Raw genomic sequence first — 24573 nt, forward strand, 5'->3', positions numbered from 1 at the left:
CAAATTTTAATGCTTAGTGACTATAGACTATCCGGGTAATGTTTCCACCGCGTATAACTTTTTTTACCTAAAGGTTACAATTATTCAGAATTATCTTTTTACCGAAGCGCGGTCTTCAGTATAAGCATTCATTTTTCATATGATTTGTGCGCTTGACCGCAAACTGGCATCACACTTGCGGGAAATTCGATAAATAGCACATATGATTAAAAGTCAGACCCCAAGTGGTCGGATCACCTGCATATCATAAGAAGGATACACCATGACCCTACGTAAGATTCTGGCACTCACCTGCCTGCTGTTGCCGATGATGGCTTCCGCACATCAGTTTGAAACCGGTCAACGAGTGCCACCGATAGGCATTACCGATCGGGGCGAGTTGGTGCTTGATAAAGATCAGTTTAGCTACAAAACCTGGAACAGCGCGCAGTTAGTGGGAAAAGTGCGAGTACTGCAACATATTGCTGGTCGCACCTCTGCAAAAGAGAAAAACGCGACGCTGATTGAAGCGATTAAATCAGCAAAGTTACCGCACGATCGTTACCAGACCACCACCATTGTGAACACCGACGACGCGATTCCGGGTTCTGGCATGTTTGTGCGCAGCAGTCTGGAGAGTAATAAAAAGCTTTATCCCTGGTCGCAGTTTATTGTCGATAGCAATGGCATCGCGCGCGGTGCCTGGCAGCTAGATGAAGAAAGTTCCGCTGTAGCGGTGCTGGATAAAGACGGTCGAGTGCAATGGGCCAAAGACGGTGCGCTCACTCAGGAAGAGGTGCAGCAAGTGATGGACCTGCTGCAAAAGTTGCTCAAATAATGTTAATAACATAAATTCTGGAAAATAAATTTCCCCTATCGATATATATGGGATAGGGGAATTAAGTCTCTGAGTTTTTACGCCGAACTCATACTAGTATCAATAACCCTTATTCTCGTTTAACGGTTTTACCTCTTTTTTAAACGCTTCAATGGTAGATTTATATTTCTTGTGAATCTTTTCTGCGGTATAATTACCGTTTGCGGCCAGATTTGCACTTACAATCGCTTCCACTTGCTCGGTTATTTCCACTTGTTGGTAACCTGCATTAACCAGAAAATTGTAAATAAGAGAGTAATCTTCACCCTGCAAAAAAATATAAGAGCCAGTTCGAAGTTCCTCATCCCCTCCATAGATTTTAAGAGCAAAGCCCAAAGATTCTATGACCATGGCATAATTTCTATTATTTATTTCCTCGCAAAAATACCATCCTTCACATTCTTTAATGCTACCTTCTGGCCCTTCAAGTTCAAATTTACCCCGTTTTAATTTGCTTACTACATTCTCCAAATAAGCAGAATTGTAAGATAAGTTACCCGCCGCCTTCCGAAAATAACCGTTAATCCTTTCAGGTATGTCAGACTGTTTTTTCTGCAAAATATCATAGGTATACAATCTTCTATTTTGTGCTAGTGGAAATTCACGGTTTTTAAAGTCTATAAATGAGTTATACTCATTTATTGTTATAGGGATTTCTTCGTATTCAAATCCAGTGCCTCGCAATGTCATTGTATATTCGGCACCGTTATCTTTAAGGCGGAAGCTGATAAGAAAATTATCCATGGAGTGAACGGTTTCATCTTTTAATGAAAGCACCTGATAACTATTTTTATCGATCTGTGTTGCTCTAAGAAAGAACTCCCTTAAAATTAACAGACTATCATAATTCGAAATCCAATCCCTTTTCTTAAATGCATGCTGAATATTATTAAAGAAATTATTTGAATGTATTTTTGTATGCGATGACTTTACAAATAACTCCACTGCACCAAAAAAATTATTGTGTCTGATCTTGGGTAACATATGACAACCTTATTATATTTGGTTATTCTATGTCGCCATTAAACATCTTGTTAAAGAAATAAACTATCAAAAAACGCTCATTATTAAAACATAACTTATTAGCGTTAGAATATTTACACTTTAAATATAATCCCTTTATATCTATAATTTTTTAGGTTGGGAGCAAATCAGGATGGCAGAATCAGGAAATACACTGTTTCTGCCATCTGTATTTAATAAATAGACACTCTGAACCCAGGATTCAGGAACGATTCGCGCGGGGTGTAATCCAGCGGTTTACCCTGCCAGTCGTGAACATGTGCTCCGGCAGCGGCAGCCACGGCATGACCGGCGGCGGTGTCCCAAATATTGGTTGGCCCGAAACGCGGGTAAAGCTGCGCCTGCCCTTCCGCCACCAGGCAGAATTTCAGCGAAGAGCCGATAGACGTGGTTTGATGTTCGCCAAGCTGTTGCAGATACTCTTTCAGCTCCGCATCCGCATGAGAACGGCTGATCACCACCAGCGGCGGGCGCGCATCGCGGACCTGAATTTGCTTGCGTACACCGCACTCTTCTTTCCAGGCTTTGCCGTCTGCCGCGCTGTACATTACGTTCATTACCGGCGCATACACCACACCTAAAATCGGTTTGCCGTGGTCGATGAGCGCAATATTAACGGTGAATTCACCATTACGTTTAATAAACTCTTTAGTACCATCCAGCGGGTCTACCAGCCAGTAACGCTGCCAGTGTTGACGGACTTCCCAACCGGGAGGATCTTCTTCAGAAAGGACCGGAATATCCGGTGTCAGCGTACGTAAACCGTCCATGATAACGGTGTGTGCGGCAATATCCGCTGCCGTTACCGGAGAATTGTCCGCTTTGCTGACGACGTCCATCGGTTTCGTCCCGTCGTAGACCTGCATAATGGCATCGCCTGCATTCCGTGCAAGCTGGCATACTTGATCTAACATTTCTCCACCTCGTCTCTGTGAGCGGTGTTAACTTGTTGTTTTACTTATACCCTATCGTTAAAGAATGCGCCAACTGTGATAGTGTCATCATTTTCAAAGCGTTAAATTGTGGCATTCTTCACTGTTCTAAAAGTAAGAGGTTTATTCTCCCTTTTCTTTCGAATTCCCGATGATAAAAGGATGTCCCTGATGATTAAGTTTAGCGCAACGCTCCTGGCCACGCTGATTGCCGCCAGTGTGAATGCAGCGACGGTCGATCTGCGTATCATGGAAACCACTGATTTGCATAGCAACATGATGGATTTCGATTATTACAAAGACACTGCCACGGAAAAATTCGGACTGGTACGTACGGCAAGCCTGATTAACGATGCCCGCAATGAAGTGAAAAACAGCGTACTGGTCGATAATGGCGATTTGATTCAGGGGAGTCCGCTGGCCGATTACATGTCGGCGAAAGGATTAAAAGCCGGAGATATTCACCCTGTCTATAAGGCATTGAATACGCTGGACTATACCGTCGGCACACTCGGTAACCACGAGTTTAACTACGGTCTGGATTACCTGAAAAATGCACTGGCAGGAGCGAAATTCCCTTATGTAAACGCCAACGTCATTGACGCTAAAACCAAACAGCCCATGTTTACACCGTATTTGATTAAAGACACCGAAGTGATCGATAAAGACGGAAAAAAACAGACGCTGAAGATTGGCTATATTGGCGTCGTACCGCCGCAGATTATGGGATGGGATAAAGCTAATTTATCTGGCAAAGTCACCGTTAACGATATAACGGAAACTGTGCGCAAGTACGTACCTGAAATGCGCGAGAAAGGTGCCGATCTCGTTGTCGTTTTGGCGCATTCTGGTCTCTCTGCCGATCCGTATAAAGTGATGGCAGAAAACTCAGTTTATTATCTCAGTGAAATTCCGGGCGTTGACGCCATTATGTTTGGCCATGCTCACGCCGTCTTCCCGAGTAAAGATTTTGCGAATATCAAAGGGGCTGATATCGCCAAAGGCACGCTGAACGGCGTTCCGGCGGTAATGCCGGGCATGTGGGGCGATCATCTCGGCGTGGTCGATCTGCAACTCAATAATGACAGCGGAAAATGGCAGGTGACGCAGGCGAAAGCGGAAGCACGGCCAATTTACGATATCGCCAATAAAAAATCCCTCGCGGCGGAAGACAGCAAGCTGGTAGAAACACTTAAAGCCGATCACAACGCCACACGCCAGTTTGTCAGCAAACCAATCGGTAAATCTGCCGACAATATGTATAGCTATTTGGCGCTGGTGCAGGACGATCCGACCGTGCAGGTGGTGAATAATGCACAAAAAGCGTATGTCGAACATTACATTCAGGGCGATCCGGATCTGGCAAAACTGCCGGTGCTTTCAGCTGCCGCACCGTTTAAAGTCGGTGGTCGCAAAAATGATCCGGCAAGCTATGTGGAGGTGGAAAAAGGTCAGCTGACTTTCCGTAATGCTGCCGATCTTTATCTCTATCCCAATACGCTGATTGTGGTGAAAGCCAGCGGTAAAGAGGTGAAAGAGTGGCTGGAGTGCTCCGCCGGACAGTTTAACCAGATTGATCCTAACAGCACGAAACCGCAGTCACTCATCAACTGGGATAGTTTCCGCACCTATAACTTTGACGTCATTGATGGTGTGAATTATCAGATTGATGTTACTCAGCCCGCCCGCTATGACGGCGAGTGCCAGGTGGTTAATGCCAATGCGGAAAGAATTAAGAACCTGACCTTTAACGGCAAGCCGATTGATCCGAACGCGATGTTCCTCGTTGCCACCAATAACTATCGCGCTTACGGCGGCAAATTTGCAGGTACGGGCGATAGCCATATCGCTTTTGCTTCACCGGATGAGAACCGCTCGGTGCTGGCAGCGTGGATTGCAGATGAGTCGAAGCGTGCGGGAGAAATTCACCCGGCGGCAGATAACAACTGGCGTTTAGCACCGATTCCCGGCGATAAGAAACTGGATATCCGTTTCGAAACCTCTCCGTCAGATAAAGCCGCAGAGTTTATTAAAGAGAAAGGGCAGTATCCGATGAATAAAGTCGCGACCGATGATATCGGCTTTGCGATTTATCAGGTGGATTTGAGTAAGTAAAACACTTTTCCCGTCTATAAATATGAACCGCATCCGGCATTTATTGGCGGATGCGGTGCTGCTGCATCTTATCCGCCCTACAGGTCATGAACCGTAGGCCGAATAAGCGCAGCGCATCCGGCTGTTATGCCGCACGTTCATCCCGCACTGCCAACACCTCGGGCAAATTCAACTCAATCCAGTCCGCCAGTGCAGCAACCTTTTCGCTCACCTGCTCGCCCAGCGGCGTGAGGCTGTATTCCACATGCGGCGGCACCACCGGATAAGAGATACGGTTAAGAAACCCATCCTGCTCTAACGCCTGTAACGACTGCGCAAGCATCTTTTCACTCACCCCACCCATCTTGCGGCGCAGGTCGCTAAAACGGTGCGTACCTTCGCGAAGCGCGACCAGAATCAATACCCCCCAACGGCTGGTGACGTGTTTCAACACCTCGCGCGACGGGCACTGTTCGGCGAAGAGGTTACCCTCTTTCAGTTGTTGCGACAGGCTAGCCTGGCTCATTCATACTTACCTTTTTGTACGTACTTACTAAAAGTAAGTTTAGGTGGTAGCGTATTTAAACACAAGACAAACCGATGGAGGCTTCCCATGATCGCAATTACCGGCGCAACCGGCCAACTTGGTCACCATGTTATTAACTCCTTACTGAAAACCGTTCCTGCCAGCCAAATAGTGGCTATCGCACGTAACCCGGCAAAAGCGCAGGCATTGAGCGCGCAAGGCATTACTGTACGTCAGGCTGACTACGGCGATGAAGCCGCACTGACATCTGCGCTTCAGGGAGTGGAAAAACTGCTGCTGATCTCTTCCAGCGAAGTGGGGCAACGTGCCCCGCAGCATCGAAATGTTATTAATGCCGCTAAGGCGGCGGGCGTGAAATTTATCGCTTATACCAGCCTGCTACATGCTGATACCTCCCCGCTCGGCCTCGCCGATGAGCACATCGAGACGGAGAAAATGCTGGCTGTTTCTGGCATCGCTTACACCTTGCTGCGCAACGGCTGGTACACCGAAAACTATCTCGCCAGCGCCCCGGCAGCACTGGAGCACGGCGTATTTATCGGTGCCGCGGGCGATGGCAAAATTGCCTCAGCTACGCGAGCTGATTATGCGGTAGCTGCGGCGCGCGTAATTAGCGAAGCAGGTCACGAAGGCAAGGTTTATGAACTGGCAGGTGATAGCGCCTGGACACTGACACAATTAGCGGCGGAGCTCACCAAACAGAGCGGCAAACAGGTTACCTATCAAAACCTAAGCGAAGCTGATTTCGCCGCGGCGCTGAAAAGCGTCGGTCTGCCTGACGGGCTGGCGGATATGCTGGCAGATTCTGACGTTGGCGCATCGAAAGGCGGCCTGTTTGATGACAGCAAAACGCTTAGCAAATTGATTGGCCGCCCAACGACAACATTAGCCGAGAGCGTAAGCCATCTTTTTAATGTTAATAACTAGTTAATTAAAGTGGCATCCTCCCGTATCCTCTCTGATAATGACGGGATGCGGGGAACGACTACGGTTGTTCCCTGAATATTTCTTCTGACAGATCAATGGATGCCAGTAATGATTAGCGGCGTGCTGTACGCCCTGTTAGCAGGGTTGATGTGGGGGCTTATATTTGTCGGGCCGTTGATCGTGCCGGAATACCCGGCGATGTTGCAGTCGATGGGGCGTTATCTGGCGTTAGGGTTAATTGCGCTGCCCATTGCCTGGCTGGGACGCGTGCGTCTGCGTCAGTTGGCGCGTCGCGACTGGCTTACCGCCTTGATGCTCACCATGATGGGCAACCTCATCTATTACTTCTGCCTTGCCAGTGCCATTCAACGTACTGGCGCGCCTGTCTCCACGATGATTATCGGCACCCTGCCGGTGGTGATTCCTGTCTTCGCCAATCTGCTTTATAGCCAGCGTGACGGTAAACTCGCGTGGGGGAAACTCGCCCCGGCGCTGGTTTGTATTGGCATCGGCCTGGCATGTGTAAATATTGCTGAGTTAGACCACGGACTCCCCGATTTTGACTGGGCACGTTATACCTCTGGCATCGTGTTGGCGTTAGTTTCCGTGGTCTGCTGGGCGTGGTATGCCTTGCGCAACGCCCGTTGGCTGCGGGAAAACCCAGACAAACATCCGATGATGTGGGCAACGGCGCAGGCGCTGGTCACGCTGCCGGTTTCGCTCATCGGTTATCTTGTCGCCTGTTACTGGCTGAATACGCAAACGCCGGACTTCTCCCTACCTTTTGGCCCCCGTCCGCTGGTGTTTATTAGTCTGATGATTGCGATAGCCGTGCTTTGCTCATGGGTTGGCGCACTCTGCTGGAACGTCGCCAGCCAGCGATTACCGACGGTTATCCTCGGACCGTTGATTGTTTTCGAAACGCTGGCAGGTTTGCTGTACACCTTTTTACTCCGCCAGCAAATGCCGCCGCTAATGACGCTGAGCGGTATCGCGCTGTTAGTGATTGGCGTGGTCATTGCGGTCAGAGCCAAACCGGAAAAACCCTTAACTGAATCTGTCTCAGAAAGTTGACACGATGGCAGTGAGTTAAATAAGCCTCTGCTACGTAAGGGTTATAGCATTTGTCTTAAAGATGCATTTAAAATACATCTTATATTATTAAGAATGAGGTATCAGCTATGGCTTATCGCGACCAACCTTTAGGTGAACTGGCGCTCTCTATTCCTCGCGCTTCGGCTCTGTTTCGTAAATATGATATGGATTACTGCTGCGGCGGTAAGCAAACGCTGGCGCGTGCGGCGGCACGTAAAGAACTGGATGTTGACGTCATTGAAGCCGAACTGGCAAAGCTTGCTGAACAACCGATTGAGAAAGACTGGCGTAGCGTCCCACTGGCGGAAATCATCGACCATATCATCGTGCGTTACCACGATCGTCACCGCGAGCAGTTGCCGGAGCTGATCCTGCAAGCTACCAAAGTCGAGCGCGTTCACGCCGACAAACCGAGCGTGCCAAAAGGGCTGACAAAATACCTGACTATGCTGCATGAAGAGCTTTCCAGCCACATGATGAAAGAAGAGCAGATCCTCTTCCCGATGATCAAACAAGGCATGGGTAGCCAGGCGATGGGGCCAATTAGCGTAATGGAAAGCGAGCACGATGAAGCGGGTGAACTGCTGGAAGTAATCAAACACACTACCAATAACGTCACACCGCCGCCGGAAGCCTGCACCACCTGGAAAGCGATGTATAACGGTATTAATGAACTGATTGATGACCTGATGGAGCACATCAGTCTGGAAAACAATGTACTGTTCCCACGCGCGCTGGCGGGTGAGTGATCTAAAAGCTGGATGGCATTGCGCCATCCAGCATGATAAAGCCGTTACTTCCGCAGTTCAGCAGTCCGCTTCTTACCAATAAACAACCAGCCCAACCCCAGCGCGATAAACCACAGCGGGGTAACCAGCAGCGCCTGGCGAGTGTCATCTTCCAGTGTCAGCAACACGACCACGAACACAAAGAACGCCATACATACCCAGCACATCAGCTTGCCGAGCGGCATCTTGTAGATAGACTTCTCATGCAGGTGCGGACGCTGTTTGCGATACACCAGGTATGAGCAAAGGATAATCGTCCAGACGAACATAAACAGAATCGCGGAAACAGTCGTGATCATCGTGAACGCGCCAATTACACTTGGATTCACATACAACATCACCACGCCGCCGAGCAGACAGATACAAGAGAAGGTCAGCCCTTTCGCGGGCACGGCGCGCTTAGAAAGTTTAGCGAACGCTTTCGGTGCCACACCTTCCTGGGCCAGACCAAACAGCATACGGCTGGTAGAGAAGACGCCGCTGTTAGCGGAAGACGCCGCAGAGGTCAGCACCACAAAGTTGATTACGCTGGCAGCCGCAGGCAAACCCACCAATACAAAAAGTTCAACGAACGGGCTTTTCTCCGGGACTACTGAACTCCACGGCGTCACGGACATAATCACAATCAGCGCGAAGACGTAGAACATAATGATACGGATCGGAATGGAGTTAATCGCACGTGGCAGTGATTTCTCCGGATCTTTCGTTTCCGCAGCGGTTGTACCGACCAGCTCAATCCCCACGAAAGCGAAAACCGCTATCTGGAATCCGGCAAAGAAGCCACTTAAACCTTTCGGGAACCAGCCGCCGTCATTCCACAAATGCGCGAATGACGCTTCCACACCGGTCGGTGACTGAAAGTGCATCGCCACCATGACCAGGCCGACGACAATCAGTGACACGATGGCGACAATTTTGATCATCGCAAACCAGAACTCCATCTCACCGAACATTTTCACGGTGGCGAGGTTAAGCGTCAGCAGCAGCACTATCACCGCCAGCGAGGCGACCCAGTCGGAGAGATCGGGGAACCAGAACTGAGCATAGGCAGTGATGGCCACCACGTCCGCCATACCGGTAACCACCCAGCAGAACCAGTAGGTCCAGCCAGTGAAATATCCCGCCCATGGCCCCAGTAAATCGGAAGCGAAGTCACTAAAAGATTTGTATTCCAGATTCGAAAGCAGCAATTCCCCCATTGCCCGCATCACGAAAAAGAGCATAAAACCGATGATCATATAAACGAAGATGATCGACGGTCCGGCAAGGCTGATTGTTTTACCGGACCCCATAAACAACCCCGTACCAATGGCCCCACCAATGGCAATAAGCTGAATATGTCGGTTTGTGAGATTGCGCCGTAGCGACTGTTCAGCCGGAGCCTGATCATCGGCAACGACTTTTACCTGATCTACCATGTTTTTTTCTTCCTGTACCTGTCTGTGTTGTTCAGGCTCTGCGGCCTTTAGTCAGTCTATGATACGACGAATCTGTATCGGGACTCATCGATATTAGGTAACAATACGCGGGATGAATACTAAGATTTAGATCTAATGTTAATTTTATGTTTAAAGTGAGTGTCATATCACGGTGATAACGCGAAACAGCTCACAAAAATACACGCTTACGTGGTCTTTGCAACACAAAATAGCGCCATTTGGCAAACTGAAGGGTTTATTGCTGAATGCCTGCTCCCCTCTGGCTCGAGGGGAACAGAATGCGCTGCTTAGAGGATTTCCAGCAGTTCGACTTCAAACACCAGGGTGCTGAACGGAGGGATGGACGCGCCTGCGCCACGCTCGCCATAGGCCAGTTCCTGCGGGATAGTCAGTTCCCATTTAGAACCTACCGGCATCAGAGTCAGTGCTTCAATCCAGCCAGGGATCACGCCGTTAACCGGGAATTCAGCTGGCTCGCCACGGGCAACAGAGCTGTCAAACACAGTGCCGTCGATCAGTTTACCGGTGTAATGAACACGAACGCGGTCAGTGCGTGCCGGAATTGCGCCTTCCCCCTGATTGATCACGCGGAATTGCAGGCCAGATTCGGTGCTATTCACACCTTCTTTTTTGGCGTTTTCTTCCAGGTATTTCACACCTTCAGCAGCCATCGCCTGGAAACGCTGACGACGAACGGCATCGGCGCGTTCGTGGATTTCACGCAGCGCGCGGTGCACCACATCAACCGGAACAGCCGGATGTTTGCCTTCCAGCGCATCGGCAATGCCTGCAACCAGGGCTTCTGGCAGCAGCCCTTCCAGGCCTGATTCACTCAGTTGTTGCCCTACCTGCAAACCAATGCCGTAGCTTGCTTGCGCTTCGATGGTGTCAAAAGTTGGGGTGGTCATCGTATTTCCTTTCTTAGGGTATAAAGTAGCGGGCAGCATATCAGCCACACTTCTTTGGGTAAAACTTTGTCGCGGGAATGATGACAAATCCCGGGGAAAAAGAAACAATAGCAATATCCCGTATGAATATAATAAAGGCGGGTTTACCACGGACATCATAGCGTTAGCTTATTCATAGGCTATGATTGAGGAACAAGACGCGGAGCAGGAGGAAACCATGCCCGGGCGCTTTGAACTAAAACCAACCCTGGAGAAAGTCTGGCACGCGCCGGACAATTTTCGCTTCATGGACCCGCTACCGCCGATGCATCGTCGGGGGATCATTATTGCCGCTATTGTATTGGTGGTCGGATTTCTACTCCCGTCGGATGATACGCCAAACGCGCCGGTGGTGACGCGTGAAGCACAGTTAGATATTCAGTCGCAATCACAACCGCCGACAGAAGAACAGCTGCGGGCGCAATTAGTCACACCACAAAATGATCCTGATCAGGTGGCTCCGGTCGCTCCAGAACCGATACAGGAAGGCCAACCGGAAGAGCAGCCGCAAACCTCGCAAGTGCAACCTTTCCAGCCAGATAGCGGAATTGACAATCAATGGAGCTCTTATCGTGTCGAACCCGGTAAAACAATGGCGCAGCTGTTCCGCGACCACGGACTGCCCGCTACCGATGTCTATGCAATGGCGCAGGTAGAAGGCGCGGATAAGCCACTGAGTAATTTGCAAAATGGGCAGATGGTGAAAATCCGCCAGAACGCCAGCGGCGTGGTGACGGGCTTAACCATTGATACGGGAAATAATCAACAGGTCCTGTTTACCCGCCAGCCGGATGGCAGTTTTATTCGCGCGCGGTAGATGAAGGGTCAACCAGAAGCCAGCTAAGGATCGTCTCTTTGATGACCTTACGCCTGGCTTCCAGTGCCTGCGGTGAAACCATACTGATGTGATAAACCAGGCCAAGCGTATGTTGGTTGATCAAATAATATCCTCCAAGAGCAGCAATATTAATATTCACCTGCAACGGGTCGATATCTGGCTTAAAAATATTGCGCCGTTTGCCTTCAGCTAATAATGACTCCATTAACTGTAAGTGTGCGTGGTTAATTTCTAAAAGGCGCTGTGATTTTGCATAATGCACCCCTTTACTCTGGTTTTCACTATGCACAATTTTTAAAAACCAGGGGTTAGCAATGTAATAATCCCAGGTGAAATCGATAATTTTCTCAATGGCTTTTTGTGGCGGAAGACCTGAGAAATCAAGGGATTTTTCTTTTTGCCGAATATCATTCCAGGTGTATTCCAGCACTTCGATAAATAAATTTTCTTTATTACCAAAGTGATGATAAACCGTCTGTTTACTACACTCCGCGGCCTTGACGATATTATCGACTCTGGCCCCTTCGTAACCATATTCGGCAAATTCATTAACCGCACATAACAACAGCTTTTCCTTCAGGCTTTGTACGTTGCTGGTATCAAGATACATTCCGCTTCCCCACGTCTTCTTCGTGATGACTATCTTAACCCGATTTGTTAGAAGCTCCACTAAAATGGCTAAAAACTCGCAATTTCATCGGGTTATCAAATGCTCTGTGATCATTATCGCATATCAACCAACTAGATGGTTGATCTTTCTTGCCACACATTGCAAGCTAATCGTCACTTAAGGAAATAATATTCAAAAAGAGGGTTATCGTATGAAGTCAACACGTCCTGTTGCTGTCATCACTGGAGCCGCACGTGGTATTGGAAAGGGCTGTGCACTGGAACTTGCGCGTGGCGGATTTAATCTGCTGATTAATGATCGTCCGGATGCCGACAGCGTAGAAAAATTACATGCCACACAACAAGAATGTCTGGCGGAAGGCGTGGAAGTGATTTGCTTCCCTGCTGATGTTGGCGATCTCTCCCTTCATGAAGAGATGCTCGACGCGGCGCAAAACCAGTGGGGACGTCTGGACTGTCTACTCAACAACGCAGGCATTTCAGTGAAAAAACGCGGTGACCTCCTCGACCTCGAACCAGACAGCTTCGACCAAAACATTGCCATTAACACCCGTGCGCCGTTCTTCCTTGCTCAGGCATTCAGTAAGCGATTACTGGCACAGCCGAAACCGGAAGCAGAACTGCCGCACCGCTCGATTATTTTTGTCAGTTCCATAAACGCCATCATGCTGGCGATGAATCGCGGCGAATATACCATTGCCAAAACTGCCGTCTCCGCCGCAGCTCGCCTGTTTGCCGCTCGCCTTTGCAATGAACAAATTGGCGTTTATGAAGTGCGCCCTGGTCTCATCAAAACCGATATGACCATTCCGGCAACGGCTTATTACGACGAACTGATTGCTAAGGGGTTAGTGCCGTGGGGACGTTGGGGTTATCCGGCTGATATTGCTTCCACTGTCCGCGCGATGGCGGAAGGCAAACTGATTTACACCTGCGGTCAGGCGGTCGCCATCGACGGCGGCTTAAGTATGCCGCGCTTCTGAGGCTGAATCATGAGAGATCTGTTACAACGCCCGGATTTATTCAGTATCAATACTGCGACACTGGGCTATAAAACACCGCTACCTGCCATTATTGATGCCTGCGCCGCACGCGGTATTGGCGCGATTGCCCCCTGGCGCAGGGAGTTACAGGGTGAAGATCTCCAACAAATCGCCCGCCAGCTTGCTGCCAGTAACATGAGCGTTTCCGGTTTGTGCCGTAGCACCTATTACACCGCGCCGACGCTGACGGAACGCAAACTGGCGATTGATGATAACCGCCGGGCGCTGGACGACGCCGCTGTACTGAACGCCGCCTGTTATATGCAGGTGGTTGGCGGTCTGCCAATGGGAACAAAAGATCTGTACGAAGCGCGGGAACAAGTGAAACAAGGGATTCGCCAGTTGCTGCCACATTCGAAAGATGTCGGCGTACCAATTGCGCTGGAGCCGCTGCACCCGATGACCGCCGCCGATCGCTCTTGCCTGTGCACGTTACGTCAGGCGCTGGACTGGTGTGATGAACTCGATCCCGATGGTGAATTTGGCCTCGGCGTGGCGGTAGATGTCTACCACGTTTGGTGGGACCCGGATCTCGCCAGTCAGATCCTGCGTGCCGGAAAGCGCATCCTCGCGTTTCATGTTTCCGACTGGCTGGTGCCAACCACCGATTTAGTCAATGACCGGGGAATGCCGGGAGATGGCGTAATCAATATTCCGTCTATTCGTCGCCAGGTAGAAAATGCCGGATTTAACGGTGCTGTGGAACTGGAAATATTCTCGCCGTACTGGTGGCAAAAAGATATTAACAGCACGCTGGATATTAGCGTCGATCGCATCGCGCATTATTGCTAAGGAATGATCATGAGTGACCAACCCGTTCTGTTCAGCAGAGCGGCGGCTTCCTGCCGCCTGACATTGAACCGTGAAGATAAATGTCATGCTATTAATGAAGAAATGATCGAATCTCTCGACCATTATTTAAATGAAATTGAAAACGACACCACATTACGATTAGTCGAATTAACGGCAACCGGCGATAAATTCTTTTGTGCAGGCGGCGATATTAAATCGTGGTCAGCCTATTCGCCATTAGATATGGGCAGAAAATGGATTAAACGCGGCAATGACGTTTTTAATCGCCTGCGCAATTTACCTCAATTAACGGTTGCGAATCTCAACGGTCATACCATCGGCGGTGGTATTGAACTTGCCTTGTGCTGCGATATTCGTATTGCTCGCCCCAGCGCGAAATTCTCTAATCCGGAAGTAATGCTCGGCATGGTGCCTGGCTGGATGGGCATTGAACGCGTGCTTAATCAGGTCGGTCCGGTGGTCGGTCGCCAGATGCTGATGCTGGGTAAACGCCTGACGGCGCAGGAAGCTCAGGCGGCGAATTTAATTGATGAAGTGGTAGAAAAAGAACAGGTGGAAAGCTGGATGGCGAATCAGTTAGCGCAGCTGAAAAAATGCGGTCCGGTGGCGCTCGCACATATCAAGCAACTGATTCTGGCTCTAGAAAATAAACATGCTGATTACCCGCACCAGTTACTGGCTGGATTAATGTCCGCCACTCAGGATTGCCAGCAGGCGACGCGCGCATTTGCCGAAAAAGCCAGCGTGAGCTTCCAAAATCAATAAGGAAATTGTATGCGTAAGATAACAACCGCCGAGACACTGGCGGCGCAAATTCAGGACGGCGCAACCATTGCCATTAGCGGTAATGGCGGCGGCATGGTGGAAGCGGACCATATTCTGGCTGCTATTGAAGCGCGTTTCCTGCAAACCGGACACCCGCGCGATCTGACATTAATCCACTCGCTGGGCATTGGCGATCGCGACTGCAAAGGCACTAACCGCTTTGCTCATGCAGAGATGCTCAAACGCATTATTGCCGGACATTTTACCTGGTCGCCCAAGATGCAGGATCTGGTAAAAAACAATGCTATTGAAGCCTACTGCTTCCCTGGTGGCGTAATTCAGGCACTGCTGCGGGAGATCGGTGCCGGACGTCCAGGGCTTTTTACCCACGTTGGACTGGGATCGTTTGTTGATCCGCGCAACGGCGGCGGTAAGTCGAACGCTAGCAGCACTGAGGATCTGGTAGAACTGATTGAAATCGACGGTGAAACCAAACTTCGTTATCGCCCCTTCAAAGTGGACTACGCGATTTTGCGTGGCACTTATGCCGATCCGCGTGGCAACGTCAGCCTCGAAGAAGAGGCGATTGATATGGATAGCTATTCCATGGCGCTGGCAGCACACAACAGCGGCGGCAAAGTGTTCGTACAGGTGCGCGATGTGCTGGAAGCTGGTGCCATTGAACCACGCCGGGTCAAATTACCGGGCATTCTGGTTGATGGCATCGTTGAACACCGCGAACAACCGCAAACCTATCTTGGCGGTTACGACCTGACCATCAGCGGTCAGCATCGCCGTTTGAGTTCTAACGACGCTATTGAACTGGTTAGTCATCCGGTGCGCCGCCTGATTGCCCGTCGGGCAGCACGCGAACTGGTGGCTGGCGCTTCAACCAACTTTGGCTTTGGCATTCCCGGCGGCATTCCTGGGGTTGCACTGCGCGAAGGCGTGCCTTATCAAAGTTTATGGATGAGCGTCGAGCAAGGCGTACATAACGGCATGATGCTGGATGATGCTCTATTCGGCTGCGCCCGTAACGCCGATGCCATTATTCCGTCACTCGATCAGTTCGAGTTCTACAGCGGCGGCGGCATCGACATTACTTTCCTCGGTATGGGTGAGATGGATGAGTACGGTAACGTCAACGTCTCCCATCTCAATGGCAATCTCATTGGCCCCGGCGGATTTCTCGAAATTGCGCAAAACGCCCGTAAAGTGGTGTTCTGTGGCACGTTCGACGCCAAAGGTAGCACGATTGATGTAACACCAGATGGCTTGCATATCGCCCAGTCAGGTCAAATCCCTAAACTGGTTACCCAGGTGGAAAAAATCACTTTTAGCGCCGCCTACGCACAGCAAAGCGGTCAGGAAGTGTTGTATATCACTGAACGTGCAGTATTCCAGTTAACAGCAGAAGGCGTTGAATTAATTGAAATCGCACCAGGTGTGGAGATTGAGCGCGACATTCTGCCATATATGGCTTTCCGTCCAATTATCAATCAGCCACGCCTGATGGAAAGTAGCCTGTTTACGCCGATGGAGGATGCATGAGTCAGCTTGATGACACCCTCCTTGATGCGCTGACGCACGTCACTTTCCCGAAGGGTTTTGTGTCAGCAGAGCCAGCGTCAATTGTCACGGTTGAAGATGTCGATTACCCGATCTGGCAAGTTGATGCGCTAGTCGTTGGTAGCGGCGCGGCAGGGCTGCGCGCAGCGGTTGAACTTAAGCGCCGCCAGCAAAATGTGCTGATCGCCACCGCCGGGTTATATATGGGGACATCGGCATGTTCTGGTTCCGATAAACAGACGCTGTTTACCGCCGCTACCGCGGGCAACGGCGATAACTTCGCCAAACTGGCGGAAGCACTGGCGAGCGGTGGGGCGATGGATCACGACACCGCTTATGTCGAAGCGGTAGGTTCTCTGCACACTCTTGGCGGGTTGCAATATCTTGGTCTGGAATTACCGGAAGATCGCTATGGCGCAATTCTTCGTTATCAAACCGACCATGACGAATCCGGGCGAGCAACCTCGTGTGGGCCGCGTACCTCAAGGTTAATGGTGAAAGTGCTGCTGGAAGAAGTACAGCGCCTCGCCATTCCAGTGTTGACCAGTGCAACAGTGATTAAACTGCTGCATCAGCGTGGCGAAAACGGCGAAGACCGCGTGGCGGGAGCAATCCTCGCGACCGGTCATCGCGCCCATAACCCTTGGGGGCTGGCAATTGTGACGGCGCCCAATGTGGTACTGGCAACGGGCGGACCGGGCGAGCTTTATCGCGACAGTGTTTATCCACATAAATGCTTCGGCTCGCTGGGACTGGCACTGGAAGAAGGTTTGACGCTAACCAATCTGACCGAAAGCCAGTTTGGTATAGGCACGCCGCGCAGCACCTTTCCGTGGAATTTGTCCGGCACCTATGTACAGGTGATCCCATATATCTATTCCGTAGATGCCGGGGGCAACGAGTATAACTTCCTCGCGGATTACTATCGAACGACCCAGGAACTGGCTTCAAACATCTTCCGTAAAGGCTATCAGTGGCCATTCCACGCCACGCGGGTAATGGATTTTGGCTCCAGTTTGTTAGATATGGCGGTGGCGCAAGAGCAGCAATCAGGGCGTCAGGTATTTATGGATTTCAATCGCAATCCTGAATCTGTGCCGGGTGACCTGCCGTTCTCATTAGATCGACTGGACGACGACGTTCGCGCGTATCTGGAAAATAACGACGCTCTGGCACCATCGCCCATCGAACGACTGCAACGAATGAATCCGCTGTCTATCTCGCTGTATAAGATGCACGGTTACGATCTCACCACGCAGCCATTGCAGTTTGCCATGAATAATCAGCATATGAATGGCGGCATTGAAGTGGATATCTGGGGGCAAACCTCCCTGCCCGGCTGTTTCGCCGTGGGGGAAGTTGCTGGCACACACGGCGTCACTCGCCCTGGTGGTGCGGCATTGAATGCCGGGCAGGTTTTTGCTGTTCGTCTGGCACGTTTTATTGGTTGCACGCAAAAACGTAATATTGATGGAGATATAGCACAGCTGGTAGCTCCGGCACTGGCTTCTATAAGAGAGATCATTACTCAGGCGCACGATAACGGGACCGGGATGCCGTTGTCGATTGTGAGAGAAAAAATTCAGGCACGAATGTCTGACTATGCGGGATTTATTTGCCATGCCGATAAAGTTCGACGTGCCACTCGTGATGCCCTGCTATTGAGTGAATTTGTCCAACAGCATGGATTGGCAATCAAACATGTGGGCGAAGTTGCCGAGCTGTTTATGTGGCGGCATATGGCACTGACGTCTACCGCCGTATTAACGCAATTGACGCATTATATTGATGCTGGTGGTGGTAGCCGTGGGGCGCGTATGGTTATTGATCCACAAGGCAAATGCCTACCACAAACTCGTCGCGGCGCAAAAGAAGAATGGCGTTTTCGCTCTGAACTCGCTGAAGACAAAAATCACAAATTAACAATTCAATATTCGCAAGGTTCTTTTATTACCGAAGTAAAGTCTTTACGTATGCAACCGTGTATTAACGGTATTTACTTTGAAAAAAACTGGCCAGACTTTTTAAAGGGAGACATTTACACACAGTAATTTTCAATATTTACTCTGTACCTGATTTTTATTGCCTATTACATGGAAATACCAACAACCAGGGTTTATTAATATAATTAAAAGGTTTAAAAATGAATAAAATAAAGAATTATCGATGGCATATGATTGCCCTCGTATGCTTTATCACTGTAATCAATTATCTGGACAGAACGGCGTTAGGTATTGCGGCTCCAACGATTATGGAGACAACCGGAATAACCAAAGAACAATATTCATGGATTGTCAGTGCATTCCAGTTGGCCTATACATTGGGGCAACCGGTAATGGGCTTCTTTATTGATACCGTGGGTCTGAAGTTAAGTTTTGCGATATGTGCCGCAATCTGGGGCCTGGCGACAATGGGGCATGCCTTGACAGGAACATGGTCAGGTCTGGCATTTATGCGCGCCCTGATGGGTTTCAGCGAAGCATCGGCAATTCCTGCGGGTGTAAAAACCGCATCAACATGGTTCCCGGCAAAAGAGCGTGGCGTGGCGACAGGTGTTTTCAATATGGGCACCTCACTCGGCGCGATGCTTGCTCCACCGTTGATTGCCTGGTGCATTATGTTTCATAGCTGGCAATTTGCGTTTATTGTCTCAGGTAGCCTTGCTTTACTCGCGGCTTTATTTTGGTTCTTTTGTTATAAAGATCCAAAAGATGCTAAACGCCTTTCTGATGAAGAGCGCCACTATATTGAGTCTGGGCAAGAACAGCATCTTAAAACAGATAAGAAAGAAAAAACGTCAATCAAGCATATCCTCAGCCAACGTAATTTCTGGGGGATTGGCATCGCGCGTTTTCTCGCTGACCCGGCATGGGGAACCATTAACTTCTGGGTACCGATTTTCTTCGTCGAAACGCTGCATTTTAGCCTGAAAGAAATTGCCATGTTCGTCTGGCTGCCTTTCCTGCTGGGCGATCTCGGCTGTTTAGCCAGTGGTTTTGTCGCGAAGTTCTTCCACGATCGCGGCGTGAGTTTAATTAACTCACGAAGAATTACCTTCACTATTGCAGCCGTCATTATGATGACGATTGGCCTGGTGAGTATTGTCGAAAATCCCTACATCGCCGTATTACTGATTAGCATTGGCGCATTCTCGCATCAATGTCTTTCTACTGTTGCAGCAACTCTGGGCGGTGACCTATTCAAAAAAGACGAAGTAGCTACCGCAGTGGGTATGGCAGGAGCCTGTGCGTGGAGCGGTCAGTTGATTTTCAACCTGTTCATCGGGGCATTCGTTCACATTATCGGCTTCGCGCCGTTCTTTATTGCCCTGGCTTTCTTTGACATTATTGGTGCTATTGCGTTGTGGACGCTTATCAAAGTTAAAGATGAAGAACCACAAGTACAGTTAGCTACCCACTAATTATTTTAAATAAAAACGCTATAATTGAGGTTATGGCGTTTTTAAAGAAGCTTGAGTTATCGAACCTCGCTTACCAACGCGTTGTCAGTCATCTCCCCCCTCCCTGGTGCATCGTTATATCCGTGATGAGCGATTTTTGATATTAATATCTTTCACCATCCGCTATTTTCTCCACTTCAGAAAACAAACTTATTTTTATTAATATCAATTCTTTTTCTTTGAACATTCAACTGCGATATTTGTAAAAATATTAAACAGGCAACAATAAAATGACATTACCAACAACTATTTATTCATTCCCCGCATATTTACCTCGTTTTTCGTCCACCGACAAACCAGCAAAACTAAAATTTCATCAATACGCACGCGCTACATTACTGTCAAATCGTGGAAGAGATCATAATTGCGATGGCAGACGTACTGTTGAGATCCACAAACTAGATCTCTCAGACTGGCAAGCATTCAATAAGCTAGCGACGAGGTGTAATACTTACGATGGAATAACAATGAATGGTGATAATTCTTTTGGATGGAACCATGAAGCTACATTAGATAATATTCACGCCCAGAAATACAATAAAGCTTACGCGGGTGCGCGGTTAACCGCAGAACTGAAATATTTATTGCAAGATGTCGAATCCTTCGAACCCAACAGTAAATACACAATACACGAAGTGGTTTTGGGACCTGGTTATGGTACTCCAGACTATACCGGCCAAACGATAGGATACGTTGTAACCCTTCCTGCCCAAATGCCTAATTGCTGGTCATCTGAACTACCAACAATCGATCTTTATATCGACCAACTTCGCACTGTTACAGGCGTTTCTAATGCCCTCGGATTCATCATTGCTGCATTGCTAAACGCGTATTCTGATTTACCCCATGATTTGAAAATTGGTCTACGTTCCTTATCAAATTCAGCCGCAATCTACTCGGGTTTAGGTTTCGAGCGAGTGCCGCAGGACCGAGACATAAGGAGTGATCGTATGCATCTAACGCCAGCAAACCATCCTGACTTATGGACACAAGAGAATGGTGAATGGATCTACTTGCGAAATTAAGGCCTGACGAAAAATAGAAAGCAAAACGCCGACCAATGGTCGGCGTTTTTACGTCTCGTTGAATAACGAATTATTCAGCTACTACGTTTACGATCACTTTCGCGAATACTTCGCTGTGAACCTGGAAGCTCACTTCGTGTTCGCCAGTGGTACGCAGAACGCCGTTCGGCAGACGAACTTCGCTCTTAGCCACTTCAACGCCAGCTGCAGTTACAGCGTCAGCGATGTCGCGAGTACCGATGGAACCGAACAGTTTACCTTCGTCGCCTGCTTTAGACGCGATGGTAACAGTTTCCAGTGCATTGATTTTCTCAGCGCGAGCATTAGCAGCTGCCAGAACTTCAGCCAGTTTAGCTTCCAGTTCAGCGCGACGTGCTTCGAAGAATTCAATGTTTTTCTTGGTAGCTGGAACAGCTTTACCCTGCGGTACCAGGAAGTTACGAGCATAGCCCGCTTTAACGTTTACCTGATCACCTAGGCTACCCAGGTTTGCTACTTTATCAAGCAGAATAACTTGCATTACCTTATCCTCTCAAAGTCGTATTAATGGACCGTGACCGATTACTGATGACGATCAGTGTACGGCAGCAGGGACAGGTAGCGAGCGCGTTTGATAGCGCGAGCCAGCTGACGCTGGTATTTTGCACGGGTACCGGTGATACGGCTTGGGACAATCTTACCGCTTTCGGTGATGTAGTTTTTCAGCGTAGCGATATCTTTATAGTCGATCTCTTGAACGCCTTCCGCGGTGAAACGGCAGAACTTGCGACGACGGAAATAACGTGCCATATGGCTAGTCTCCAGAATCTATCAATTCAATCTGCTCGGCATGCAAAACCATTTTGCTCAGACCGTTCTTTGCCTTGTGGCATGAAATGAACCCCTGAACGGTTATGCGACTGCCGACCGTTATACTGTGAGTAATGGCCTGGTTTTCGTGTCCGCTAACAATAACGGGCATTTGACACCACGCCTGCCGGTGAAAGCCGGCTTCCTCCTGCACAGAACGATGCTCAAGCACGAACTGGCAGTGAGGAATTCCTGATGGACTGACCTTTCGAAGGGGAGTCCTGCACACGGTGCCGGACAACACCAGACGGTTGGTCATCAGAAATTACTCTTCAGAATCCCCAGCTTCAGCATCATCAGCGGTTTCGTTTGCGAAATCATCGCGACGCTCACGGCGCTCGTCTTTCGCTTTAACCATCGGAGATGCTTCGGTAACAGCGTGCTTGGTACGCATAACCATGCTGCGGATAACGGCATCGTTGAAGCGGAAGGTAGTTTCCAGCTCATCGATCACTTCCTGCGGAGCTTCAACGTTCATCAGAACGTAGTGTGCTTTGTGCAGTTTGTTGATCGGGTAAGCCAGCTGACGGCGGCCCCAGTCTTCCAGACGGTGGATCTTGCCTTCTGCACCAGTGATGGCAGCAGTGTAGCGCTCGATCATGCCCGGAACCTGTTCGCTCTGGTCAGGATGGACCATAAAAACGATTTCGTAATGACGCATCGAATTGCTCCTTACGGATTATTCAGCCTCCTGTCTGGGTCAGCCGAATCCCGGGGAGGCAAGGAACGTGTTAAAGGTCGGCTGAAAAATGACGCGTTATAGTACTGACATACCCCGCTAAACTCAAGGCCAGCCGACAAATAAATCTCATCTTTCACCAAATCGTACTAACACGCTGATTTGAAGTTCATCACACTTCATCATGGTGTTTTTTTGAACAACTGCATCAGAAATGGTCACCATCAACTTCTTTATCATTGATTAAAATTAAATCAGAAGATCACCACAAGAGGAGAGCACACAAAGTCAGCCGTCGAGGAGGTATCTATGTTCAGCCGTGTTTTAGCCCTTCTGGCTGTGCTTTTGCTAAGTGCAAATACATGGGCAGCCATTGAAATTAATAACCACCAGGCCAGAAATATGGACGATGTGCAAAGCTTAGGCGTGATTTATATCAATCATAATTTCGCCACTGAAAGCGAAGCGCGTCAGGCATTAAATGAAGAGACAGATGCGCAGGGCGCAACGTACTACCACGTGATTCTGATGCGGGAACCGGGGAGTAACGGCAACATGCACGCCAGCGCGGATATTTATCGCTAGCACCAGGTATAACCAACGAAACATTGCCATAGTTTGCTTTGCCCCCTTCTCAGGGGGCTTTTTTTGAAAAACGGCTGCGGACTTAGACCAGTTATCTCCCGAAGAAGGAAATTTCCGCAGCGCGTGTTTTACTTCTGCCCGTAATAGGCGTTAGGACCGTGCTTACGCATGAAGTGTTTATTCATGAGATAGCTGTCGATGTGATTCAGTTGTGGGTTAATGCCGCGGGCAATCCACGCCATTTTCGCCACTTCTTCCATCACCACCGCGTTATGCACCGCATCGTGAGCATCTTTCCCCCAGGCGAATGGCCCGTGCTGATACACCACAATTCCCGGCGTATGCAGCGGCTCGGCGTCACCCAGCGTTTCGATAATCACTTTGCCAGTGTTTAGCTCGTATTCCCCCTGCACTTCTTCTTCGCTTAACCCGCGCGTACACGGGATATCGCCAAAGAAGTAGTCAGCGTGCGTGGTGCCTAATGCCGGGATCGCCAGCCCCGCCTGCGCCCATGCGGTGGCATGCGTGGAATGGGTATGGACAATGCCGCCAAGCGACGGATAACGACGGTAGAGTTCAAGATGCGTCGCAGTGTCGGAAGACGGACGATACTCCCCTTCCACCACCTTGCCGCTCATATCAACCACCACCATATCGTCTGCTTTCATGGTTTCGTAGGCGACACCGCTGGGCTTGATCACCACCAGCCCGCGTTCGCGGTCAATGGCGCTGACGTTACCCCAGGTAAAGGTCACCAGCCCGTAACGCGGCAGATCCATGTTGGCTTCAAATACCTGCTGTTTCAGCTTTTGCATTATGCCGCCTCCACCATGCCTGCTTTAGCCATGCGCGCTTTCACCCAATCACGCGCTTTCGCCACTTCTGCCGCCGGGTCTTCCGCCGTTTCGCTCCACATCTCAATCAGGTACGGCCCGCAATAACCACTCTGTTTGAGCGTTTCAAAGCAACGTTCGAAATCCACTACGCCTTCGCCAAACGGGACGTTTTTGAAGATGCCTGGTTTGGTGTCTTTCACATGCACCGCGACGATATGCCCGATTCCGGCCTGCAACTCCATCTGCACGTCGTTGTCCCACGCCGACAAGTTGCCGATATCCGGGTAGAGCTGGAACCACGGGTTGTTAAGATAGTGCGCGTAACCCAGCGCCTTGCTGATGGAGTTCATCAACGGGTAATCCATGATCTCCATTGCCAGCGTCACCTGCGCGCGGCTCGCCATCTCAACGCTCTCTTTCAGGCCGTCACGGAAACGACGACGCGTTTCGTTATTGGCTTCCTGATAGTAAACGTCGTAGCCCGCCAGTTGGATCACGCGAATACCGACATCCTGGGCAAACTGGATAGCTTTGCGCATAATCTCCAGCCCCTGCGCCCGCACTGCGTCATCTTCGCTGCCCAGCGGGAAACGACGATGAGCAGAAAGGCACATGGATGGTACGCGCACGCCGATTTCAACAATCGCGTTCACCAGCGCCAGACGCTGCTCGCGGCTCCAGTCAAGGCGCGAGAGGCGATCGTCCGTTTCATCTACCGACATCTCGACAAAATCGAAGCCTAACGTTTTTGCCAGTTGCAGCCGTTCCAGCCAGCACTCCCCGGCGGGGAGCGCTTTTTCGTAGATGCCAAGCGGGATTTGTTTGGACAACAT

At 49.7% G+C, this 24573-nt stretch carries 26 protein-coding genes; 14 read left to right on the top strand and 12 right to left on the bottom strand.

Annotated features, from left to right (window positions below):
* Positions 1–262: 262 nt before the first annotated feature.
* A complete protein-coding gene (locus tag BGE37_RS14245; RefSeq protein WP_032185766.1) occupies positions 263–817 on the top strand; it encodes a YtfJ family protein in 555 nt (184 codons plus the stop codon).
* Between the two features lie 99 nt (positions 818–916).
* Here the strand turns inward: BGE37_RS14245 and BGE37_RS14255 are convergent, their stop codons facing one another.
* Complete coding sequence (locus BGE37_RS14255; RefSeq protein ID WP_032185764.1) at positions 917–1840, bottom strand: hypothetical protein; 924 nt, start codon at positions 1838–1840, stop codon at positions 917–919.
* 212 nt (positions 1841–2052) lie between these two features.
* Complete coding sequence (gene cysQ, locus BGE37_RS14260) at positions 2053–2793, bottom strand: 3'(2'),5'-bisphosphate nucleotidase CysQ (protein WP_000886904.1); 741 nt, start codon at positions 2791–2793, stop codon at positions 2053–2055.
* 189 nt (positions 2794–2982) lie between these two features.
* Between cysQ and cpdB the strand changes: the two genes are divergently transcribed.
* Entirely contained in the window at positions 2983–4926 is a 1944-nt protein-coding gene (gene cpdB, locus BGE37_RS14265; protein WP_105288134.1) for a 2',3'-cyclic-nucleotide 2'-phosphodiesterase, read from the top strand.
* A 124-nt stretch (positions 4927–5050) separates the two neighbouring features.
* On the opposite strand, the gene BGE37_RS14270 is transcribed toward cpdB, so the two are convergent.
* Positions 5051–5431: a winged helix-turn-helix transcriptional regulator gene (locus tag BGE37_RS14270; RefSeq protein WP_000075980.1), complete on the bottom strand. Its 381-nt coding sequence runs from the start codon at positions 5429–5431 to the stop codon at positions 5051–5053.
* A gap of 87 nt (positions 5432–5518) precedes the next feature.
* Between BGE37_RS14270 and qorB the strand changes: the two genes are divergently transcribed.
* From qorB to ytfE, 3 genes are all read left to right on the top strand, one after another.
* On the top strand, positions 5519–6379 hold the full coding sequence (gene qorB / locus BGE37_RS14275; protein WP_088541514.1) for an NAD(P)H:quinone oxidoreductase: 861 nt from the start codon (positions 5519–5521) through the stop codon (positions 6377–6379).
* 108 nt (positions 6380–6487) lie between these two features.
* Positions 6488–7453: a DMT family transporter gene (locus BGE37_RS14280; protein ID WP_105288135.1), complete on the top strand. Its 966-nt coding sequence runs from the start codon at positions 6488–6490 to the stop codon at positions 7451–7453.
* A gap of 107 nt (positions 7454–7560) precedes the next feature.
* Positions 7561–8223 (top strand): iron-sulfur cluster repair protein YtfE, encoded by a 663-nt coding sequence (gene ytfE, locus BGE37_RS14285; protein WP_059258812.1) that lies wholly within the window; start codon positions 7561–7563, stop codon positions 8221–8223.
* 44 nt (positions 8224–8267) lie between these two features.
* Here the strand turns inward: ytfE and cycA are convergent, their stop codons facing one another.
* A complete protein-coding gene (gene cycA, locus BGE37_RS14290; RefSeq protein WP_000228347.1) occupies positions 8268–9680 on the bottom strand; it encodes a D-serine/D-alanine/glycine transporter in 1413 nt (470 codons plus the stop codon).
* Between the two features lie 308 nt (positions 9681–9988).
* Positions 9989–10609: an FKBP-type peptidyl-prolyl cis-trans isomerase gene (fklB, locus tag BGE37_RS14295; RefSeq protein ID WP_000211225.1), complete on the bottom strand. Its 621-nt coding sequence runs from the start codon at positions 10607–10609 to the stop codon at positions 9989–9991.
* 217 nt (positions 10610–10826) lie between these two features.
* On the opposite strand from fklB, the gene ytfB reads away from it, so the two are divergent.
* On the top strand, positions 10827–11465 hold the full coding sequence (gene ytfB / locus BGE37_RS14300; protein ID WP_105288136.1) for a cell division protein YtfB: 639 nt from the start codon (positions 10827–10829) through the stop codon (positions 11463–11465).
* Here the strand turns inward: ytfB and BGE37_RS14305 are convergent.
* Complete coding sequence (locus BGE37_RS14305; protein WP_001355101.1) at positions 11449–12096, bottom strand: TetR/AcrR family transcriptional regulator; 648 nt, start codon at positions 12094–12096, stop codon at positions 11449–11451. The two genes, ytfB and BGE37_RS14305, sit on opposite strands and share 17 nt — an antisense overlap.
* A 211-nt stretch (positions 12097–12307) precedes the next feature.
* Here BGE37_RS14305 and BGE37_RS14310 point away from each other — a divergent pair, with 211 nt between their 5' ends.
* The 7 genes from BGE37_RS14310 to BGE37_RS14345 all read left to right on the top strand — a co-directional run bounded on the left by BGE37_RS14310 (position 12308) and on the right by BGE37_RS14345 (position 20791).
* The gene (locus BGE37_RS14310) at positions 12308–13099 is read left to right on the top strand and encodes a 3-ketoacyl-ACP reductase (protein WP_000843394.1); all 792 of its coding nucleotides are present in this window, start codon (positions 12308–12310) and stop codon (positions 13097–13099) included.
* 9 nt (positions 13100–13108) lie between these two features.
* Entirely contained in the window at positions 13109–13951 is an 843-nt protein-coding gene (locus BGE37_RS14315; RefSeq protein ID WP_105288137.1) for a sugar phosphate isomerase/epimerase family protein, read from the top strand.
* Between the two features lie 9 nt (positions 13952–13960).
* Positions 13961–14737: an enoyl-CoA hydratase/isomerase family protein gene (locus tag BGE37_RS14320; protein WP_105288138.1), complete on the top strand. Its 777-nt coding sequence runs from the start codon at positions 13961–13963 to the stop codon at positions 14735–14737.
* A 9-nt stretch (positions 14738–14746) separates the two neighbouring features.
* Positions 14747–16288, top strand: coding sequence for an acyl CoA:acetate/3-ketoacid CoA transferase (locus BGE37_RS14325; RefSeq protein ID WP_105288139.1), 1542 nt, complete (start codon positions 14747–14749; stop codon positions 16286–16288).
* Entirely contained in the window at positions 16285–18357 is a 2073-nt protein-coding gene (locus tag BGE37_RS14330) for an FAD-dependent oxidoreductase (protein WP_088541519.1), read from the top strand. The genes BGE37_RS14325 and BGE37_RS14330 overlap by 4 nt, the downstream gene beginning before the upstream one ends.
* Before the next feature lie 92 nt (positions 18358–18449).
* Positions 18450–19727, top strand: a complete 1278-nt coding sequence (locus BGE37_RS14335) for an MFS transporter (RefSeq protein WP_001033614.1) — start codon at positions 18450–18452, stop codon at positions 19725–19727.
* Positions 19728–19996: 269 nt separating this feature from the next.
* Complete coding sequence (locus tag BGE37_RS14345; protein WP_088541520.1) at positions 19997–20791, top strand: DUF2686 family protein; 795 nt, start codon at positions 19997–19999, stop codon at positions 20789–20791.
* A gap of 70 nt (positions 20792–20861) precedes the next feature.
* Here the strand turns inward: BGE37_RS14345 and rplI are convergent, their stop codons facing one another.
* Genes rplI through rpsF form a run of 4 tightly spaced genes read right to left on the bottom strand, consistent with a single transcriptional unit; the run spans position 20862 to position 22301 of the window.
* Positions 20862–21311: a 50S ribosomal protein L9 gene (rplI, locus tag BGE37_RS14350; protein WP_001196062.1), complete on the bottom strand. Its 450-nt coding sequence runs from the start codon at positions 21309–21311 to the stop codon at positions 20862–20864.
* Between the two features lie 41 nt (positions 21312–21352).
* A complete protein-coding gene (gene rpsR / locus BGE37_RS14355; protein ID WP_000135199.1) occupies positions 21353–21580 on the bottom strand; it encodes a 30S ribosomal protein S18 in 228 nt (75 codons plus the stop codon).
* Between the two features lie 4 nt (positions 21581–21584).
* Positions 21585–21899, bottom strand: coding sequence for a primosomal replication protein N (priB, locus tag BGE37_RS14360; protein WP_001296681.1), 315 nt, complete (start codon positions 21897–21899; stop codon positions 21585–21587).
* Between the two features lie 6 nt (positions 21900–21905).
* On the bottom strand, positions 21906–22301 hold the full coding sequence (rpsF, locus tag BGE37_RS14365) for a 30S ribosomal protein S6 (protein WP_001216676.1): 396 nt from the start codon (positions 22299–22301) through the stop codon (positions 21906–21908).
* Between the two features lie 327 nt (positions 22302–22628).
* Here rpsF and yjfY point away from each other — a divergent pair, with 327 nt between their 5' ends.
* The gene (gene yjfY, locus BGE37_RS14370) at positions 22629–22904 is read left to right on the top strand and encodes a DUF1471 family protein YjfY (protein WP_000492914.1); all 276 of its coding nucleotides are present in this window, start codon (positions 22629–22631) and stop codon (positions 22902–22904) included.
* A 128-nt stretch (positions 22905–23032) separates the two neighbouring features.
* Here yjfY and ulaF read toward each other — a convergent pair whose 3' ends face one another.
* Positions 23033–23719, bottom strand: coding sequence for an L-ribulose-5-phosphate 4-epimerase UlaF (ulaF, locus tag BGE37_RS14375; RefSeq protein ID WP_001170804.1), 687 nt, complete (start codon positions 23717–23719; stop codon positions 23033–23035).
* On the bottom strand, positions 23719–24573 hold the full coding sequence (gene ulaE, locus BGE37_RS14380) for an L-ribulose-5-phosphate 3-epimerase UlaE (RefSeq protein WP_105288140.1): 855 nt from the start codon (positions 24571–24573) through the stop codon (positions 23719–23721). The genes ulaF and ulaE overlap by 1 nt, the downstream gene beginning before the upstream one ends.

The organism is Escherichia sp. MOD1-EC6300, from assembly GCF_002965045.1.
GTDB classification, from domain to species: Bacteria; Pseudomonadota; Gammaproteobacteria; order Enterobacterales; family Enterobacteriaceae; genus Escherichia; species Escherichia coli_F.